The sequence below is a fragment of the Mesorhizobium sp. WSM3864 genome, assembly GCF_002294955.1.
Classification (GTDB): domain Bacteria; phylum Pseudomonadota; class Alphaproteobacteria; order Rhizobiales; family Rhizobiaceae; genus Mesorhizobium.
Map to the genome: position 1 here is coordinate 221,322 of NZ_NSGD01000001.1, position 18,064 is coordinate 239,385.

Annotated in this window: 16 protein-coding genes and 2 tRNA genes; 13 read left to right on the forward strand and 5 right to left on the reverse strand. The window is 62.8% G+C overall.

Annotated elements, in window-relative coordinates; all coding sequences use genetic code 11:
* Positions 1-342: 342 nt before the first annotated feature.
* Complete coding sequence (locus tag CK215_RS01060) at positions 343-1,233, forward strand: FHA domain-containing protein (RefSeq protein WP_164747268.1); 891 nt, start codon at positions 343-345, stop codon at positions 1,231-1,233.
* Positions 1,234-1,325: 92 nt separating this feature from the next.
* On the opposite strand, the gene CK215_RS01065 is transcribed toward CK215_RS01060, so the two are convergent.
* A tRNA-Asn gene (locus tag CK215_RS01065) sits at positions 1,326-1,400 on the reverse strand.
* A gap of 14 nt (positions 1,401-1,414) precedes the next feature.
* Between CK215_RS01065 and CK215_RS30570 the strand changes: the two genes are divergently transcribed.
* From CK215_RS30570 to CK215_RS01115, 10 genes are all read left to right on the forward strand, one after another.
* Positions 1,415-1,615, forward strand: a complete 201-nt coding sequence (locus tag CK215_RS30570; RefSeq protein ID WP_095780750.1) for a hypothetical protein — start codon at positions 1,415-1,417, stop codon at positions 1,613-1,615.
* Positions 1,616-1,876 (forward strand): hypothetical protein, encoded by a 261-nt coding sequence (locus tag CK215_RS01070; protein WP_066999931.1) that lies wholly within the window; start codon positions 1,616-1,618, stop codon positions 1,874-1,876.
* 177 nt (positions 1,877-2,053) lie between these two features.
* A tRNA-Cys gene (locus tag CK215_RS01075) sits at positions 2,054-2,127 on the forward strand.
* A gap of 126 nt (positions 2,128-2,253) precedes the next feature.
* A complete protein-coding gene (locus CK215_RS01080; protein WP_095828910.1) occupies positions 2,254-2,928 on the forward strand; it encodes a protein-L-isoaspartate O-methyltransferase in 675 nt (224 codons plus the stop codon).
* Between the two features lie 181 nt (positions 2,929-3,109).
* Positions 3,110-4,504: a TolC family outer membrane protein gene (locus CK215_RS01085; RefSeq protein WP_095829856.1), complete on the forward strand. Its 1,395-nt coding sequence runs from the start codon at positions 3,110-3,112 to the stop codon at positions 4,502-4,504.
* A gap of 233 nt (positions 4,505-4,737) precedes the next feature.
* Positions 4,738-5,544, forward strand: coding sequence for a PopZ family protein (locus CK215_RS01090; RefSeq protein WP_095778435.1), 807 nt, complete (start codon positions 4,738-4,740; stop codon positions 5,542-5,544).
* Between the two features lie 219 nt (positions 5,545-5,763).
* A complete protein-coding gene (locus tag CK215_RS01095) occupies positions 5,764-8,547 on the forward strand; it encodes a valine--tRNA ligase (protein WP_095829857.1) in 2,784 nt (927 codons plus the stop codon).
* A 361-nt stretch (positions 8,548-8,908) separates the two neighbouring features.
* On the forward strand, positions 8,909-10,153 hold the full coding sequence (locus CK215_RS01105) for an OmpP1/FadL family transporter (RefSeq protein WP_066999945.1): 1,245 nt from the start codon (positions 8,909-8,911) through the stop codon (positions 10,151-10,153).
* A 294-nt stretch (positions 10,154-10,447) separates the two neighbouring features.
* A complete protein-coding gene (ilvD, locus tag CK215_RS01110; protein ID WP_066999948.1) occupies positions 10,448-12,172 on the forward strand; it encodes a dihydroxy-acid dehydratase in 1,725 nt (574 codons plus the stop codon).
* Positions 12,159-12,986, forward strand: coding sequence for a tetratricopeptide repeat protein (locus CK215_RS01115; RefSeq protein WP_066999951.1), 828 nt, complete (start codon positions 12,159-12,161; stop codon positions 12,984-12,986). The genes ilvD and CK215_RS01115 overlap by 14 nt, the downstream gene beginning before the upstream one ends.
* 14 nt (positions 12,987-13,000) lie before the next feature.
* Here the strand turns inward: CK215_RS01115 and CK215_RS01120 are convergent, their stop codons facing one another.
* The 4 genes from CK215_RS01120 to erpA all read right to left on the reverse strand — a co-directional run bounded on the left by CK215_RS01120 (position 13,001) and on the right by erpA (position 14,907).
* A complete protein-coding gene (locus tag CK215_RS01120; protein WP_066999955.1) occupies positions 13,001-13,276 on the reverse strand; it encodes a hypothetical protein in 276 nt (91 codons plus the stop codon).
* Between the two features lie 79 nt (positions 13,277-13,355).
* Complete coding sequence (xth, locus tag CK215_RS01125; RefSeq protein ID WP_067329529.1) at positions 13,356-14,150, reverse strand: exodeoxyribonuclease III; 795 nt, start codon at positions 14,148-14,150, stop codon at positions 13,356-13,358.
* A gap of 7 nt (positions 14,151-14,157) precedes the next feature.
* Complete coding sequence (locus CK215_RS01130) at positions 14,158-14,550, reverse strand: VOC family protein (protein ID WP_066999961.1); 393 nt, start codon at positions 14,548-14,550, stop codon at positions 14,158-14,160.
* Between the two features lie 9 nt (positions 14,551-14,559).
* Positions 14,560-14,907 (reverse strand): iron-sulfur cluster insertion protein ErpA, encoded by a 348-nt coding sequence (erpA, locus tag CK215_RS01135; protein WP_095801868.1) that lies wholly within the window; start codon positions 14,905-14,907, stop codon positions 14,560-14,562.
* A gap of 70 nt (positions 14,908-14,977) precedes the next feature.
* Here erpA and CK215_RS01140 point away from each other — a divergent pair, with 70 nt between their 5' ends.
* Both CK215_RS01140 and argS read left to right on the forward strand, forming a co-directional pair.
* Positions 14,978-16,195: a deoxyguanosinetriphosphate triphosphohydrolase gene (locus CK215_RS01140; protein ID WP_095778429.1), complete on the forward strand. Its 1,218-nt coding sequence runs from the start codon at positions 14,978-14,980 to the stop codon at positions 16,193-16,195.
* Positions 16,196-16,255: 60 nt separating this feature from the next.
* Positions 16,256-18,013 (forward strand): arginine--tRNA ligase, encoded by a 1,758-nt coding sequence (gene argS, locus CK215_RS01145; RefSeq protein WP_066999970.1) that lies wholly within the window; start codon positions 16,256-16,258, stop codon positions 18,011-18,013.
* The last annotated feature ends 51 nt before the right edge of the window (positions 18,014-18,064 follow it).

Below are 18,064 nucleotides of genomic sequence, written 5' to 3' on the forward strand. Positions count from 1 at the left end.
ATGGCAGGAGTCTACAAATTGAGGATTGTATTAAAATGATACACTCCACCCGCTCGTCTCACGCGCGCGCCACCCAGCATTGCCCTGAACCGGCCTGTATGCCGCGCCTATTATCCTCGTCCTCGCTTTCGGGATGCTGTTCCGGACCGCATCGTCCGCTTGCTTTTCAACGTGCGCTTGGCAGCCTTGGTCATAGCCGTGGAAAGTTTCTTGCGCATTTGCCGGGGCGGCAACAAGGCCGGGTTGTCGCCGTGCAAGATGGTCACACCACAGCACCGGCTCCCAGGCGGGCAAGGAGGGCGACTTATGCTATACGTTGCGTTCTTGGTCGGATACGAGCCGATGGATCAGGAAAGACTTCTGGCCGCAGTCCTCCTAGCTGATGTCGTGGGCAGCACGCCGCTCTATGAGCGCATCGGCGACGATGCCGCTCTGCAGCAGATCTCGGATTGCCTCGACGCGATACGCGAGATCGTCGCCCGGCACGGCGGTGACTTCATTTACTCGAAGGGCGATGACGTGCTCAGCCTGTTCGACAGTTCGGAGGCGGCGCTGAGGGCCGTCTTCCAAATCAGCAGCGAACTGACGAAAGGGCCGTTGCACGCCCGGATCGGATTGCATTTCGGGGCGGTCATTCGTGCGCGGGGCGCGGTATTCGGAGACGTTATCAATGTCACAGCAAGGTTGTCCACCACGGCCAACCCCGGGGAGGTGCTGATCAGCCAGAGCTTCTTCGAAGCCCTTTGCGCGGATAGCCGCAGTGCCCTGCGGCTCCTCGACAAAATGGCTTTCAAGGGAAAGCAAGAACTGTTCGATGTCTATACCCTGGGGAGCGAGGATCGGGCCCTCAGTACGCAAATCGTCAGCCGGGGCACGGTTATCGAGAGACGCTCCGCCCCGCCGCGGCAGATCAATCTGGTCATCCGCTATGGAGATCAGTTGCGATCCTGCCGAAACAACGAATTGGTGACGATCGGCCGATCCCCGGAATGCAACATCGTCATCCAGCGGCCCTGGGTCTCAAGGCACCACGCGACCTTCACCATTTCGAATGGCAAGGCCGTGCTTATCGAGCGAAGCTCGTCGGGTACATTTGTGTCGATGGGACCCGACCATGAGGTATTCGTGCGCCGCGAAGATATTCTTCTCTTCGGCTCCGGCGTCATCTCGCCTGGACGGAGATCGTCCCTCGACGACGCCGAAATCCTTTACTACGAAATTTTCTCAGACTGACCCGGCCCGGCTTGACCGTTGCCGCATGCTGCCGGATCCAGCGCCGCGCGCTTGCAGAATCGGAAGTTTATTCAGTGAAATTCAATGGCGATTGGCTCCCCGGGCCGGATTCGAACCAGCGACCAACCGGTTAACAGCCGGTTGCTCTACCACTGAGCTACCGGGGAACGGAGGCTCTGACGTGAGTGGCGCAGCCTATAGCAAACACCTTTCGGCTTTGCAAAGCAGCAATTCGCAATTTTTCTGCAGTTTTTCGTGCGGCGATTTGTGGCATCGCTTCGGCGTGCCCACATATGAGCGGCTTGACACCGGCATGGAACAATGCGGCTGGTCGTCCTTTGGTATTTATGACATCGGCCGCGCAGATGGGATCTGGCTTTGAATGACGGCAACTGACGACGATAACCCACCGGCGCGCAAGATCACGGTCTTCGGCCGCGACTTCTCCATGCCGCGCTCGCGGGGATTGCGGATCGCGATCGGCGTGCTGCTCACAATCGGCGGGATTCTGGGCTTTCTGCCGATTCTCGGTTTCTGGATGGTTCCGATCGGCCTGCTGGTCCTGTCCTACGAATTCGCACTGGTGCGTCGTCACAGGCGCCGCTTCGTGGTCTGGTGGGAACGCCGCCGCCGGCCGGATTGAGAGCTTTGCAGGGAGAGAGTCCGGCAGGTGCCGGCGACACCATCGGGATCGGCCGCAAGCAATCGGCAACCACTGCCTTCGATGAGGAATGGGAAAGCATCGGGAATGACTTGCCGGTGCTTGACGACCTTTCACCGCCAACATATTGAGTTGCCCCGGAACGCCGGGAGCATGGAAGGCCTCGTGGCGGAGTGGTTACGCAGAGGACTGCAAATCCTTGCACCCCGGTTCGATTCCGGGCGAGGCCTCCAATGCCCGGGCTCCGGCGCTGTCGCGCCGGGGCGCTAGGTTCCGGTCGAATTGGCCCGCGTCATTTGCCTGGAAATCGGATCGGGCGCGGGGCACGAATTGGGCGTGGGAAGCGGGTTGGTTGGGACATGAACGCTGATTTCTCCGAACGCCGCGTGAAGATGGTCGATGGCCAGATCCGCACCACCGATGTGACCAGCGCGCCGCTGATCGAAGCGATGCTTTCCGTGCCGCGCGAGGCTTTTGTCGGCGCCGGGCAGCGGGACCTAGCCTATATCGACGAGGACATCCGTATCACCGATGGCGTCAGTGGCGGCGGTGCCCGCTATCTGATGGAACCGTCACCGCTCGCCAAGCTTTTGCAACTGGCCGAAATCAGCGACACCGATTCGGTGCTCGATGTCGGCTGCGGCACCGGCTATTCGGCCGCGCTGCTTTCCCGAATCGCAAAATCGGTGGTTGCGCTCGAAAGCGACCCGGCGCTTGCCGAAGCCGCGAAGTCGACCCTTTCGGCACTGGATTGCCAGAACACCACTGTAGTGACCGGGCCGTTACCGCAGGGTCATGCCGCCGCGGCGCCCTATGACGTCATCTTCATCGGCGGCAGCGTCGAGGAGGTGCCCGCGGCATTGCTCGGCCAGCTCGCCGAGGACGGACGGCTGGTTGTGGTCGAGGGGCAGGGCAACTCCGGCGTTGCGCGTCTTTTTGTCAAGGCCGGGGGGGTTGTAACCGGCAGACGCGCATTTAATGCGGCAATTAAGCCACTACCGGGGTTCGAACGTGCTCATGCGTTCGAATTTTGAGCGGTTTTGCCTTGCAGCGAAGGCGCTGTCATGATCGCTTGCGCTTGAACAATCGTTGCTGATTTGCTTCACGTGCATTTTCGGGGGCTGTCAGCGGGGGACGATAAACACGCGGCGCTAGCTGATCCGGAAGGAAAAGGTGCGCGGCGTGGTTCCCATGCAAACGAATGAGGGATAATACGTGCCGCCCCTACACAAGACTTTTCTATCAGCCATACTTGTTTCGGCGACCGCGCTTTCGCCGCTGGCAGCATCCGCCGAAACCATCACCGGCGCGCTCGCCAAAGCCTATCAATACAATTCCCAGCTGAATTCCGCCCGCGCGGGCACCCGTGTCACCGACGAGGGAGTGGCCATCGCCAAGTCCGGCTACCGCCCGACGATCAGGGGATCGGCAAGCATCGACTACACGAGCAGCCGCAACAACAACCTGGGTCAAACCTTAAATATCACTACGGGCAATTTCGGGGTTGAGATCGACCAGACGCTGTTCGACGGCTTTCAAACCAAGAACAATGTCGCCGCCGCCGAAGCGCAGGTCAGGGCCTCGCAAGAAAGTCTCCGCAACACCGAAGAGAACATCCTGTTCAACGCGGTAAGCGCCTACATGGATGTGATTCGTGATCGCCAGATCGCGGTCCTGACCGCACAGAACCTGCAATTCCTGACCGAGCAGGCGCGCGCCGCGCGGTCGCGCTTCGAGGTCGGAGAGGGCACCCGCACCGACGTCGCACAGGCCGATGCCTCGCGGGCGACCGCGGTGGCGCAACTCGCCAGCGCTCGCGCGACGGCGCTGGCGAGCGCTGCGACCTACCACCAGATCATCGGCGACGAGCCGGGCAAGCTCAAGGCGGCCGCGCCGGTTGGAAAGCTGCTGCCGGGAAGCCTCGATTCGGCCTTCACCATTGCCGCCGCGGAGCATCCGGCCATCCTTGCCACCGAGCATCTCGTCGACGCCGCGGCCTTTTCGGTTAAGTCGGCCGAAGGGGCGCTTTTGCCGCAGCTTTCCGCCAGCGCCGGGATTTCGAGCCAGTATCGCAACACCTCGCCCGGCGTTTTTGCATCGGCGGGTTCCGAAGGAACGACCAATTCGGCCAATATCGGTGCAACGCTTACCGTGCCGATCTATTCGGGCGGGCGCACCTCTGCGCTGGTTCGCCAATCGAAGGAATCGCTCAGCCAGGCCCGCATCGAGGTCGACGTCAGTCGCGACCAGGTGCGCCAGGCCGTGGCTTCGGCGTGGACGCAATACACCGCCGCGCGCGAAAGCGTGGATGCCAACAGGCAGGTGATCGCCGCCGCGCAACTGGCGCTCAACGGCGTCATCGAGGAACGCAATGTCGGCCAGCGCACGACGCTCGACGTGCTCAACGCGCAGAACGCCGTCATCACCGCCAAGATCAACCAGGCGAGCTCCGAGCGCGATGTCGTCGTGGCGAGCTACGCCATCCTGTCGGCGATCGGCCGCCTGTCCGCCGGCCAACTCGGCCTGGCGGTCACGAAATACAACCCGGAAGAGCACTACAACGCCGTTAAGGACAAGTGGATCGGGCTGCGCACGCCGGACGGCCGCTGAACCTTTGGCATTTCCAAAAGCGCCGCGTGTCCAATGGATGCGCGGCGCTTTTGCATTGGAACCAGACGGTCGGCTGCCGGCGGCGTAGCGAGCTAATCTGTTGAAATCCAACGTCTCCCCAGATTGGGGATTCTCGGATGACGATCGGTCGGTTACGCTGTCCGCATTGATTCGAATTCCGGTCTTGCCGGAATGGAAATCTTGAACAAGTCACAAAGGCGGCGGATGTGACGATGGCGACAGCGAGCAGCGCGCAGCGCGAACCTTCCATGGAAGAGATACTTGCTTCCATCCGAAGGATCATCGAGGACAGCGATACCGGCCGCAAGCAACCGGCGGCGGACAACGGTGACGTTCGCCAGGACCTCCGGCCGACGCCGGCGGCGCAGACGGCCGACCTTGACCCCTTCCGTTCCGAGCTCAACGCCGGATCCGCTCCCAGCAAGCCGGTGAGTTTGGCGGAGATACAGTCCCAGCTTGCGGCGTCCGATCCGACGATCGCCGAGACCGGCCCTGAACCGGTGAAGACCGCGCCCGCTCCCACCACCCTGGCGGAAGTCGGGGCCAGGGTAGCCGCCGAGCCGGACACCCCGGCGGTCGCGAGGGCAGCGGAGAGCGTGCCGCAAAGTGCCGATACCATCGTCGCCGATTGGCGGCGCGAGATCGCCGCCGTTGGCGGAAACTCCGTCAAGGCGAAGGTAGCAACTCCGGAAGTGGCGCCCGAAGTCAAGATCGACGAGGAGGATCTTGCCGCGCCAACCACCGAAACCGCGGCGCCCGACAACGTTTCGGCGCCATCCTCGGCCGACCTGCCGCCAGCCCGGCCGGCAATCCTGTCCAAGCATGCGGGCCGTCAGGTCGCGGCGGCCTTCGGCGAGCTTTCCGATGCCTTCGCCAGCCGCAGCAAGAAGAGCTTCGACGAGATGGCCGAGGAGATGCTGCGGCCGATGCTGCAGGACTGGCTCGACAACAACCTGCCGACACTGGTCGAACGGCTGGTGCGCGAGGAAATCGAGCGCGTGGCGCGCGGCGCGCAGTGATTTCGTCTGGGCTTTCAGCGTAAAAGCGCCGCCGTCGGGCGGTGCTTTTTGTTTCCGCGAAAATGCGGCCGCGCGATTTGTCTTGCGATGAGTCATGGGCTTGCCGCAGATCGCCGCAAGCCTATCTGGGCAAGGCGGGCCCATCCTTCTCGCGGTTGACTCGGCCAAGAGCTTCCGATTTACACCGGACGCTTGTTCCCGACAGTTCGGACTTCCTCCATGCTTGATAAAACCTACGACGCCAAGACCGTCGAGCCGAAGATCGCCAAAATCTGGGAAGAGGCCGATGCGTTCCGCGCCGGCGCCGGCGCGGAGGAAGGGGCGGAAGCCTTCGCCATCGTCATCCCGCCGCCCAACGTTACGGGCTCGCTGCATATGGGGCACGCGCTCAACAACACGCTGCAGGATATCCTGGTGCGGTTCGAGCGCATGCGCGGCAAGAATGTGCTGTGGCAGCCCGGCATGGATCATGCCGGCATCGCCACGCAGATGGTTGTCGAGCGGCAGCTGATGGAGAGGCAGATCCATCGCCGCGACCTGACGCGCGAGGAGTTCATCGACAAGGTCTGGGAGTGGAAAGCCGAATCCGGCGGCGCGATCTTCAATCAGCTGAGGCGGCTCGGTGCCTCGGCCGACTGGAGTCGGGAGCGCTTCACCATGGACGAGGGTCTGTCCAAGGCGGTGCTGGAGGTGTTTGTCACCCTCTACCAGCAGGGGCTGATCTACAAGGACAAGCGGCTTGTGAACTGGGATCCGAAGCTGTTGACGGCCATTTCCGACCTCGAGGTCGAGCAGCATGAGGTCAACGGCAATCTCTGGCATTTCCGCTACCCGGTCGAAGGCCTGGCGTTCGATCCCGAGAATCCGAAGACGTTCATCACCGTCGCCACGACACGCCCGGAAACCATGCTGGGCGACACGGCGGTGGCGGTTCACCCCGACGACGAGCGGTTTCGCGATCTGGTCGGCAAGAACGTCATCCTGCCGATCGTCGGCCGCAGGATACCGGTTGTGGCGGATGAGTATTCGGATCCGGAAAAGGGTTCCGGCGCGGTCAAGATCACCCCAGCGCATGACTTCAACGACTTTGAGGTCGGCAAGCGCCACAAGCTGCCGGCGATCAACATCCTGACCGTCGAAGCCTACATCAAGCTCAAGGACAACGAGGAATTCCTTGCCGGTCTTGAAGTGACGCCGCAGCGCCAGGCCGTCTGGGATGAGCTCGACGGGCTGGATCGCTTCGTGGCGCGCAAGAAGATCGTCGAGCTGATGGAAACCGGCGGGTTCCTGGAAAAGGTCGAGCCGCATCGCCACACGGTGCCGCATGGCGATCGCGGCGGCGTGCCGATCGAGCCGTTCCTCACCGACCAGTGGTACGTCAACGCGGCGGAGCTCGCCAAGCCGGCCATTGCCTCTGTGCGCGAGGGCCGCACGAACTTCGTGCCGAAGAACTGGGAGAAGACCTATTACGACTGGATGGAGAACATCCAGCCCTGGTGCATCTCGCGGCAGCTGTGGTGGGGGCACCAGATTCCGGCCTGGTACGGGCCGGACGGACGCGTCTTCGTCGAGAAGACCGAAGAGGAGGCGCTGGCCGCGGCGGTCGAATATTATTTGGCGCTGGAAGGCCCGTGGAAGGCCTGGGTCGAGGACAAGCTTGAAAATTTCAAGCCGGGCGAGATCCTGACGCGCGACGAGGACGTTCTCGACACCTGGTTCTCCTCGGCGCTGTGGCCGTTCTCGACGCTCGGCTGGCCTGACCAGACGCCGGAGCTGAAGACCTACTACCAGACCGACGTGCTGGTGACCGGCTTCGACATCATCTTCTTCTGGGTGGCCCGGATGATGATGATGGGCCTGCATTTCATGAACGAGGAGCCGTTCCACACGGTCTATGTTCATGCGCTGGTGCGCGACAAGAACGGGCAGAAGATGTCGAAGTCGAAAGGCAACGTCATCGACCCGCTCGAACTGATCGACGAGTATGGCGCCGACGCGCTGCGCTTCACCTTGACCGTGATGGCAGCGCAGGGGCGCGACGTGAAGCTCGACCCGGCGCGTATCGCCGGATACCGCAATTTCGGGACCAAGCTCTGGAACGCCACGCGCTTCGCCGAAATGAACGAGGTCGCCAGGAACGACGATTTCTGGCTGCACGACGCCAAGCTCGCGGTCAACCGCTGGATCCTGACCGAGCTGACGCGGGCGGCGCGGGCGATCACGGAGGGCATCACCACCTACCGCTTCAACGAGGCGGCGGGCGCCGCCTATCGCTTCGTCTGGAACTTGTTCTGCGACTGGTATCTGGAACTGCTTAAGCCGGTGTTCATGGGCACGGACGAGGCGGCCAAGGCGGAGAGCCGGGCCTGTGTCGCCTTCGTGCTGGACGAGATCTACAAGCTGCTGCACCCGATGATGCCGTTCATGACCGAGGAGCTGTGGGCGCAGACCGCGGGCGAGGGGAAGGTACGCACCTCCCTGCTTTGCCACGCCGCCTGGCCCGCGCCCGATTTCGAGGATGACGAGGCTGCCGCCGACATCAACTGGCTGGTCGAGCTCGTCTCCGGCATTCGCTCGGTGCGCTCGGAAATGAACGTGCCGCCGGCGGCGATCGCGCCGCTGACGGTGATCGGCGCCAATGCCCTTACACAGGAAAGACTGGAGCGCCACGCCCAGGCCATCAAGCGGCTGGCGCGCGTCGGCAACATCGCGCTGGTCGGTGCGCCGCCGAAAGGCTCGGCCCAGATCGTTCTGAACGAGGCGACCGTCTGTCTGCCGCTCGGCAGCCTGATCGACCTTCAGGCCGAGGCAACGCGGCTGCAGAAGGAACTGGCCAAGGTGACCGAGGAGATCGCCCGCCTGCACAAGAAGCTTTCCAACGAGAAGTTCGTCGCCAACGCGCCGCAGGAGGTGGTCGAGGCAGAGCGCGAAAAGCTCGCCGAATATCGCGAGGCGCAGGAGAAGCTTTCAGTCGCTTTGACCAGGGTCCGAGACGCCGGGTGAACGGCAAGATTCGGCTCCGCTGGAGGGCGCTTTACGAAGCGTCACTACACTCGGATACGGGCCTGCCGTTGGGTTAATTTTGACGTAAACGGAAAGTTTTGGCCCCATTGTTGCCGTAATGTAACAATGGGCACCATTCCGTTCAAAATGGCCCGTTTTGAGCTGTTTCGGACCGTTTTTGCAATTTTTTCTCTCGCTCCAATGCCGAGCGAGCCGCTTTTAGGGCTCAATTGGTGGTCGATGACCATGGCGAAAATGCGGGCTGTCAAGGTGTACATGTACAGCTCACGAATTCGTTGTTGCGCCGTTAACCTGAATTGGTTCTAGCTTGCCCCACTTAGTGTTTCGGGGAGGGATTTCCATGGACGTTTTGCGGCTCAAAGCACTACTGGGGGCAGGGTGCTTTTCGTTGGCTTTGATCGGATCGGCGATGCACCCGGCGCATGCCGGCGGGCTCGAGCGCGGCGGCTACGACATCGACCTGCTGTTCGACCCGGCGCCGTTCGCGACGGAAGCGGAAGCTACCTATGTGATGCCGGATCGCAAGTACAAGAATGCGACTGGTCTGAATGGGACATTCAATTTTCTCAGTTCCACGGCGGATGGCGCCGAGGGTTATTGGGTGCCGCGCATTGGGGGCAAGGTTCAGGTTGTGCCGGGCGTCGACTGTATGATCGACTATTCACAGCCGTGGGGCGCTCACACCGCCCCTGGCGCGTCGTGGAATGGCGCTTTTTCCAACGTTGAAACGGATATCAAGAGCAATAACTACGCCGGTACCTGTTCATACAAGTTCGATGTCGGTAAGGGCCAGCTCCGTTTTATCGGCGGCGCGTTCTACCAGGATATTTCAGGCTTCAAGGAAAGCTTAGTGGGTTTCAATCCATTTGGGCCGTCACCGATTGGCCGCGTCGACCTGGAGGCCAGCGGCTGGGGCTGGCGCGCTGGCGTTGCCTACGAAATCCCTGAGATCGCACTCCGCGCCAGCTTGGTCTATAATTCGCAGGTCAAGCTCGACAACATCTCCGGCACACTGACGTCACCGACATTACCCACGGGCTCTGCGCCGATCTACGGCAGCACCCAGTACATGCCGGACTCCGTGGAGTTGAAATTGCAGTCCGGCATCGCGCCAGGCTGGCTTGCTTTCGGTTCGATCAAATGGGTGAACTGGAGCGTGCTGCAGAGCGTTCCCATTTGTATTGTCGGGACTCCCACCGCCGCATGTTTTACGGGCAATGATGCTTCCGGCTCTCTTCAGGCCACCTCGCTGGACCTGATGTATCGCGACGGTTGGACGGTGTCGGGCGGCATAGGCCATAAGTTCAACGATCAGTGGAGCGCCGCCGGTCAGCTCACCTGGGATCGCGGCACTTCGCACGGCTATGGCGCGCAGACCGATACTTGGACACTTGGGGGCGGCGTCGCCTACACGCCGCGGCCGAACATCGAGGTTCGGTTGGCTGGTGCATTCGGTGTGCTGACCAGCGGGCATTCCGGCATCGTGACCGGAGACAACGGTTATCAGGCCGGCACCGACGCCAGCTACGACTTCGGCAACGATCTGGTCACGGCGATCTCGGGTGGCATAAAGATCAAGTTCTAAGCCGCTCCCGCAATTCCGCGAAGAAGGCCGGGCACCGCCCGGCCTTTTTCTATTGGGCAATCAACGGCCTGGGCTGGTTGGCCGATCCTGTGTTGCAAATTAGCTGCACAGCCGGCGCTTCAGACGATTGTGACGTTTCAGCAACAGTTTATGAACAACCCCGAAGCTAAAAGGCTAGCCGAGGGAACTGCCCATTTCCCGCCATAAACCCGGAGCAACTCGAGTAGGTCTCGGGACGCGTGCCAGGTTGGCCCGGCGATGGGACCGGCCGCGGGGTGTGCGGCAAGGACGACGATGGACGCCAAGGCAATCTCCAAGGCCAAGCTGCCCAGCCGCTACGTGACCGAAGGTCCGGCGCGCGCGCCGCATCGTTCATACCTCTACGCCATGGGACTGTCGGCGGCCGAGATCGCGCAGCCGCTGGTCGGCGTCGCCAGTTGCTGGAACGAGGCCGCACCCTGCAACATCTCGCTGATGCGCCAGGCGCAGGTGGTGAAGAAGGGCGTCGCGGCCGCCAATGGCACGCCGCGCGAATTCTGCACCATCACCGTCACGGACGGTATCGCCATGGGCCACCAGGGCATGAAGTCGTCCCTGGTGTCGCGCGAGGTGATCGCCGATTCAGTCGAGCTCACCATGCGCGGCCATTGCTATGACGCGCTGGTCGGGCTTGCCGGCTGCGACAAGTCGCTGCCCGGCATGATGATGGCGATGGTGCGGCTCAACGTGCCGTCGATCTTCATTTATGGCGGTTCGATCCTGCCCGGCAGCTACCGCGGAAGGCAGATCACCGTGCAGGATGTGTTCGAGGCGGTCGGGCAGCATTCGGTCGGCACGATCTCCGATGCCGAGCTGCTCGAGATCGAGCAGGCCGCCTGTCCGTCGGCAGGGTCGTGCGGCGCCCAGTTCACCGCCAACACCATGGCCACGGTCGCCGAGGCGATCGGGCTGGCCTTGCCCTATTCCTGCGGCGCGCCTGCGCCCTACGAAATGCGCGACCGGTTCAATTTCGCCTCCGGCGAAAAGGTCATGGAGCTGATCGCGAAAAACATCCGGCCGCGCGACATCGTTACCCGCAAGGCTTTGGAGAATGCCGCGACGGTCGTGTCGGCCACCGGCGGCTCGACCAACGCGGCACTGCATCTGCCGGCGATCGCGCATGAGGCGGGTCTCAAGTTCGACCTCTTCGACGTGGCGGCGATCTTCGAAAAGACGCCTTATATCGCCGACCTCAAGCCCGGCGGCAAATATGTCGCCAAGGACATGTTCGAGGCCGGCGGCATTCCGCTCTTGATGAAGACGCTGCTCGACCACGGCTATCTGCATGGCGACTGCATGACGGTCACTGGCCGCACTTTGGCCGAAAACATGGAGCACGTTGCCTGGAATGAGAGCCAGGATGTTGTGCGTCCCGCCAATCGGCCAATCACCAAGACAGGCGGCGTTGTGGGCTTGAAGGGCAACCTCGCCCCCGAAGGCGCGATCGTGAAGATCGCCGGCATGTCGGAGCTGAAATTCTCAGGCCCGGCGCGCTGCTTCGATTCGGAAGAGGAGTGCTTCGAAGCGGTCACGCAGCGCAATTACCGGGAGGGCGAGGTCCTCGTCATCCGCTACGAGGGGCCGCGCGGCGGTCCGGGCATGCGCGAGATGCTGTCGACGACGGCAGCGCTCTACGGCCAGGGCATGGGCGGCAAAGTGGCGCTGATCACCGACGGCCGTTTTTCCGGTGCTACACGTGGTTTCTGCATCGGCCATGTCGGGCCGGAGGCGGCGGTCGGCGGGCCGATCGGGCTCATCAAGAATGGCGACGTGATCTCTATCGATGCCGTTAATGGCACGATCGAGGTGGCGCTGTCGGATGCCGAACTGGCGGCCCGGGCCAAGAAATGGAAGGCGCGCAAGACCGACTATCAGTCCGGCGCGATCTGGAAATATGCGCAGACCGTAGGGTCGGCCCGCGACGGCGCGGTCACCCATCCGGGCGGCGCAAAAGAAACACACTGCTATGCGGACATTTGAGGTGTTGAGGTCATTTGTCTTGCCGGCACTGGTCGCGGTGGCGACCTTGGGCGCCGTCGGGCAGGTCATGGCCTTCGACGACAAGGTGTTCGACGACAAGACCGGGGTCAAGCCGCAGTCGAGCCCGTGGGCGGTGTTCCAGTTCGGCTTCTCCGCCTACAAGAACGGCCACAAGGACCAAGCGGTCGAGGCCTATAAATATGCCGCCGAGAACGGCCAGATCGGCGCCACCTGGAAGCTTGCGCGCATGTATGCCCAGGGCGACGGCGTGGCCCGCGACGACTATGCGGCCTTCAAGTTCTTCTCCGAGATCGTCGATCAGGATGTCGAGCCCGGCTCGCCCGAGGAAAGCTATGTCTCCGATGCGCTTGTCGCGCTCGGCGACTATCTGCGCAAAGGTATCCCCGGCAGCCCGGTCGAGGAGAACGAGGTTGCGGCGCAGGAATACTACATGCGCGCCGCCGCCAACTACCGCAACCCGAACGCGCAGTTCGAGATCGGTCAGATGTTCCTGAAAGGCGAGGGCGGCGTGAAGGCCAGCGTCAAGCAGGCCGGGCGCTGGCTGCAACTCGCGGCCGAAAAAGGCCATGCCGGCGCGCAGGCGACGCTCGGCAATCTGTTGTTCCAGAGCGGCAAGATCGTGCGCGGCCTGGCGATGATGACGGCTGCCTTGGAGCGTGCCCCGCCGGCGGATCAGCCCTGGATCCGCAGCATGCAGGAAGAGGCCTTCGCCGCGGCTGGCGAAGCCGACCGTCGGACGGCGATTTCGCTCGCCGACGACATCCTGACCAAGGGCAACAACGGCGACCAGTAGGCCGCAGCTTCGGCTTAATTTTCGGTAGGTTCCGTCGGCGCCGTGATTGAGGTCGGGTGCAGTTTCGGCGCCTGATTCTCGCCGGGGCAGTCGTCCTGGACCTTCGTCCAGGACGTGTTGTTGAGAACCATGTCGCAGCGGGCGAGGTGACTTTCGCCGGCAATGGTCAGGCAAGCCGTCTCACCGAGCTTGAACGATTTGCCGTTGGCAAGGCACTCCGGGGCCGCGAGCGCCGGCGCGGCAAATGCCAGCGCAAGGCCGACCGGGCAAAGAACAAATCGGATCGCCATCGAACCCCGCAACAATCCCGCATCAGACACACGATTTGTGGCGACATCAGGGTTCGGCAAGAGTCCGCAAGCAGCGCCTTCAGGCCGGCTGCAAGCGCAGATCGATGGCCACCGGCACGTGGTCGGAAGGTTTTTCCCAGGCGCGGACGTGCTTTTCAACCGAGGCCGACGAGAAGCGGTTGGCGGCTTCGGGAGACAGCAACAGATGGTCGATGCGGATGCCGTTGTTCTTCTGCCAGGCGCCGGCCTGATAGTCCCAGAAAGTATAGACATCCGGCGAATCGGTCACGGCGCGCACGGCCTCCGTGAACCCGAGATTCTTCAGGCGCCGGAAGGCCTGCCGCGTCTGAGGCTGGAATAGCGCGTCACTGCGCCAGTTTTCGGGGAACCTGGCGTCGGCGGGCTCGGGGATGACGTTGTAGTCCCCGGCCAGCACCAGCGCTTCCTCGAGCCTCAGCCGCTCTTCCGCCCAGCGCTCTAGCCTCGCCATCCATGACAGCTTGTAGGAAAACTTCCGCTCGTCATCGACTGGGTTGCCGTTCGGCAGATAGAGGGAGGCGACCCGCAGCGCGCCCTTATCGGTCGAGAAGACGCCTTCGATGAAGCGCGCGTGGTCGTCGGCATCGTCGCCAGGCAAACCGCGATTGACCTCGTCGAAGGGCAGCTTCGACAGGAGAGCGACGCCGTTGAAGCTCTTTTGGCCGTTGGTCTCGACATTATAGCCCAGCGCCTCGATCTCGGCCCGCGGGAACTGGTCGTCGACGGTCTTGATCTCCTGCAGGCACACGATGTCCGGCGCGCTCTCGGTCAGCCAGTGGGTGAGGTTGCCGATGCGGGCGCGAACGCCGTTGATGTTCCAGGTGACGATCTTCATGCGGACCTCAATGTTCTTCCGGCGCAAGGCGCTCGACGAGGCCGATCGTATTGCCTGCCGGATCCTTTAGAAAGGCCATCCATTCGCTTTCCCCCGCCGGACCGAACCGGCCCTCGGTGTCGCGATGGACCAGCGCCGGCGACGCGGTGAAAGGAACACCGGCTGCTTTCGCCTCGGCATGGAAGGCCTCGAGGCCGGCAATATCGAGATAGACGGTGCCAGGGGGCACGCCGTCGCCAAAGAACAGCCGCACGCCGCCCGCGATGATGAAGGCGATGCCCGGCGGATCGTAGCGCGCATGCACGCTCATGCCGAGCACATCGTGCCAGAAAGCCAGCGTTCTATCGAGATCGCGCCCGGCCGACAGCGCGACCTGACGGACCGCGCCTATCGTGGGCATGGCGGCCCGCTAGACGGAGAAGCTGGTGCCGCAGCCACAGGAGGCGACAGCGTTCGGGTTTCGAATCTGGAAAGACTGACCCATAAGGTCATCGACGAAATCGATCACCGAGCCGCCCATATAGACCAGCGAGAGGTCGTCGATGAGGATCGTGGCGCCATCCTTCTCGATGGCTACGTCGTCGTCGTTGCGACTGTCGACGAGATCGAACCTGTAGGAGAAGCCGGAGCAGCCGCCGCCTTCGACGGAAACGCGCAAGGCATTCTTGCCCGGCTCGCCGGCCAGAATCCTGGCGATCCGCTTCGCGGCCGCTTCGGTCATCTCGACCTTCATGGCAGTCTTGGCATCCGCGCCCATCGGCGTCACCTTGCTTTCGGTTTCCCATGATAGGTATGAAGCTGAGGGGGGCAAGTCAACTGGTGGGCGAATGGGCAAGGGTGCTCTCGGCGATATCGGTTTCGGCTACCGGCCGCGCGCCGTTTACGCGAGCGATCCGGCGCGCTCGCGCGGCCGCCTGTTCGATGAGCCGGAAAGCCCGACCCGGACGCCATTCCAGCGTGACCGCGACCGCATCATCCATTCCACCGCCTTCCGCCGGCTGAAGCACAAGACGCAGGTGTTCATTGCGCATGAGGGCGATCACTACCGCACCCGGCTGACGCATTCGATCGAGGTGGCGCAGATTGCCCGCGCCCTGGCACGCGCGCTGCGCGGCGACGAGGATCTGGCGGAGGCAGTGGCCTTGGTGCACGATTTCGGTCACACGCCTTTCGGCCATACCGGCGAGGAGGCGCTGAACGAAAAGATGGCCGGCTGGGGCGGCTTCGATCACAACGCGCAGTCGCTGCGCGTCGTCACCCGGCTCGAGCGGCGCTACGCCGAGTTCGACGGGTTGAACCTCAGCTGGGAGACGCTGGAAGGGCTGGTCAAGCATAACGGGCCGCTTACCAATGCAAGCGGGAAGGGGCTCAAGGGCGCCGTGCCGCAGGCGATCCGCGACTATTCCGCACTGCACGACCTCGAGCTCGACCGCTTCGCCGGCATCGAGGCGCAGTGTGCCGCGATCGCCGACGATATCGCCTACAACACGCATGACATCGACGACGGCCTGCGTGCCGGCCTGCTGACGCTGGACATGCTGGAAGACGTCGGCCTGCCGGGCTCGATCCTGAGTGGCGTGCGCGCCCGCTACCCGCAACTCGACGACGTTCGCACCGGCCACGAGCTGATGCGGCGGCAGATCACGCTGATGGTGGAGGATGTCATTGCTGCCGCTACCGACAATATCGAGCGCCTCAAGCCGGACAGCGCCGATGCGGTGAGGGCCGCGGGTGAGACGATGGTCACCTTCTCGGCCGAGATGGCGGCAGCCGAAAAGGAGCTGAAGGCCTTTCTCTACAAGCATCTCTACCGGCATGCCGAAGTGATGCGCGTGCGGGCGGATGCCGAGCAGATCGTCCGCGACCTGTTCGATGTCTATTTCGCCGACCCGCGCGCCATGCCGGACGGCTGGCGCGAAGGGCTCGACAGGGCGCAGGATCGCATCAAGGCGCGCAGCGTCGCCGATTTCCTGGCCGGAATGACCGACACCTATGCGCTCAAGGAGCACAGGCGATTGTTTGACCATACGCCGGATTTGGGCTAGGGCGAGCCACGTTTTTGTCGGCCAAGCAGCCGGTCCCTCTTAAAGCCCAGAGCATACCCGATGAATATCTTCGCCGATTTCAACGCGCGGATCGTAAGAGCCGTCGAAGCCCTTGATCTGAAGGACAAGGATGGCGGAGCGCTGGATCTGTCGCGCATCGCGGTCGAGCCGCCGCGCGACGCCAGTCATGGCGACCTTGCCACCAATGCGGCGATGGTGCTGGCAAAGCCCACCGGCCAGAACCCGCGCGCGCTGGCCGAGCAGCTGACCGCAGCGCTGCGCAGCGATGCCGACATCGCTTCCGCCGATGTTGCCGGCCCGGGCTTCGTCAATCTCCGGCTGAAGGACGGCTTCTGGCAGGCGCATTTGGCAGTGCTGCTCGGCGAGGGCCGCAACTATGGCCGCTCCAAGATCGGCGGCGGCCGCAAGGCCAACGTCGAGTATGTCTCGGCCAATCCGACCGGCCCGATGCATGTCGGCCATTGCCGGGGCGCCGTCGTCGGCGACACTTTAGCCAACCTGATGGCCTTCGCCGGCTACGACGTGACCAAGGAATATGTCATCAACGATGCCGGCTCGCAGATCGACGTGCTTGGACGCTCGACCATGCTGCGCTATCGCGAGGCGCTCGGCGAAGCCGTCGGCGAGATTCCGCCAGGCCTTTATCCAGGCGACTATCTGATACCCGTCGGGCAGGCGCTGGCCGAACAGTTCGGCCTCGGCCTGCTGGAGATGCCGGAAGACGAAGCGCTGGCGATCGTCAAGGATCGCACGGTCGACGCGATGATGGCGATGATCCGCGATGATCTGGCGCTGCTCAACGTGCATCACGACGTGTTCTTCTCCGAACGCACGCTGCATGCCGACAACGCCAAGAAGATCCGCGCGGCAATCGCCGACCTGACGCTGAAGGGTCATATCTACAAGGGCAAGCTGCCGCCGCCGAAGGGCGAGAAGCCGGACGACTGGGAAGACCGCGAGCAGACGCTGTTCCGCTCGACCGCGGTCGGCGACGACATGGACCGGGCGCTGGTGAAGTCGGATGGCTCGTTCACCTATTTCGCCGCCGACGTCGCCTATCTCAAGGACAAGGTCGAGCGCGGCTTCGTCGATCTCATCTATGTGCTCGGCGCCGACCATGGCGGTTACGTCAAGCGGCTCGAAGCGCTGGCTCGAGCGGTCGCCGGCGACACGGTCAAGCTCACGGTCCTGCTCTGCCAACTGGTGAAGCTGTTCCGCGACGGCGAGCCGGTCCGCATGTCGAAGCGGTCAGGGGATTTCGTCACGCTGCGCGACGTGGTGGAGGAGGTCGGCCGCGACCCGATCCGCTTCATGATGCTCTACCGCAAGAATGATGCGCCGCTCGATTTCGACTTCGCCAAGGTCACCGAGCAGTCCAAGGACAATCCGGTGTTCTACGTGCAATACGCTTCGGCGCGCTGCCACTCGGTGTTCCGGCAGGCGAGCGAGCAACTGGGCGAAGCGAATTTCGACCGCGACCGGCTTGTGGCCTCGGTTGCGTCGCTGACGGACGAGGGCGAAATCGGCCTGATCCGGAAACTCGCTGAATATCCACGGCTAATCGAATCCGCGGCGCTTGCGCTGGAGCCGCACCGGCTGGCATTCTACCTCTACGATCTGGCGTCGAGCTTCCACGCACACTGGAATCGGGGCACCGACAACCCAGACTTACGTTTTGTTAAGGTTAACGACCCACAATTGACGTATGCCAGACTGGGGCTGGTGCAGGCTGTTTCGGATGTTTTGACCTCCGGCCTGACGCTGATAGGAGCTGATGCGCCTACCGAAATGCGTTAGGTTTGACTAAAAAGCCTGTCACCTTTTGCCCACATTGCGCTGGTAAGGGCC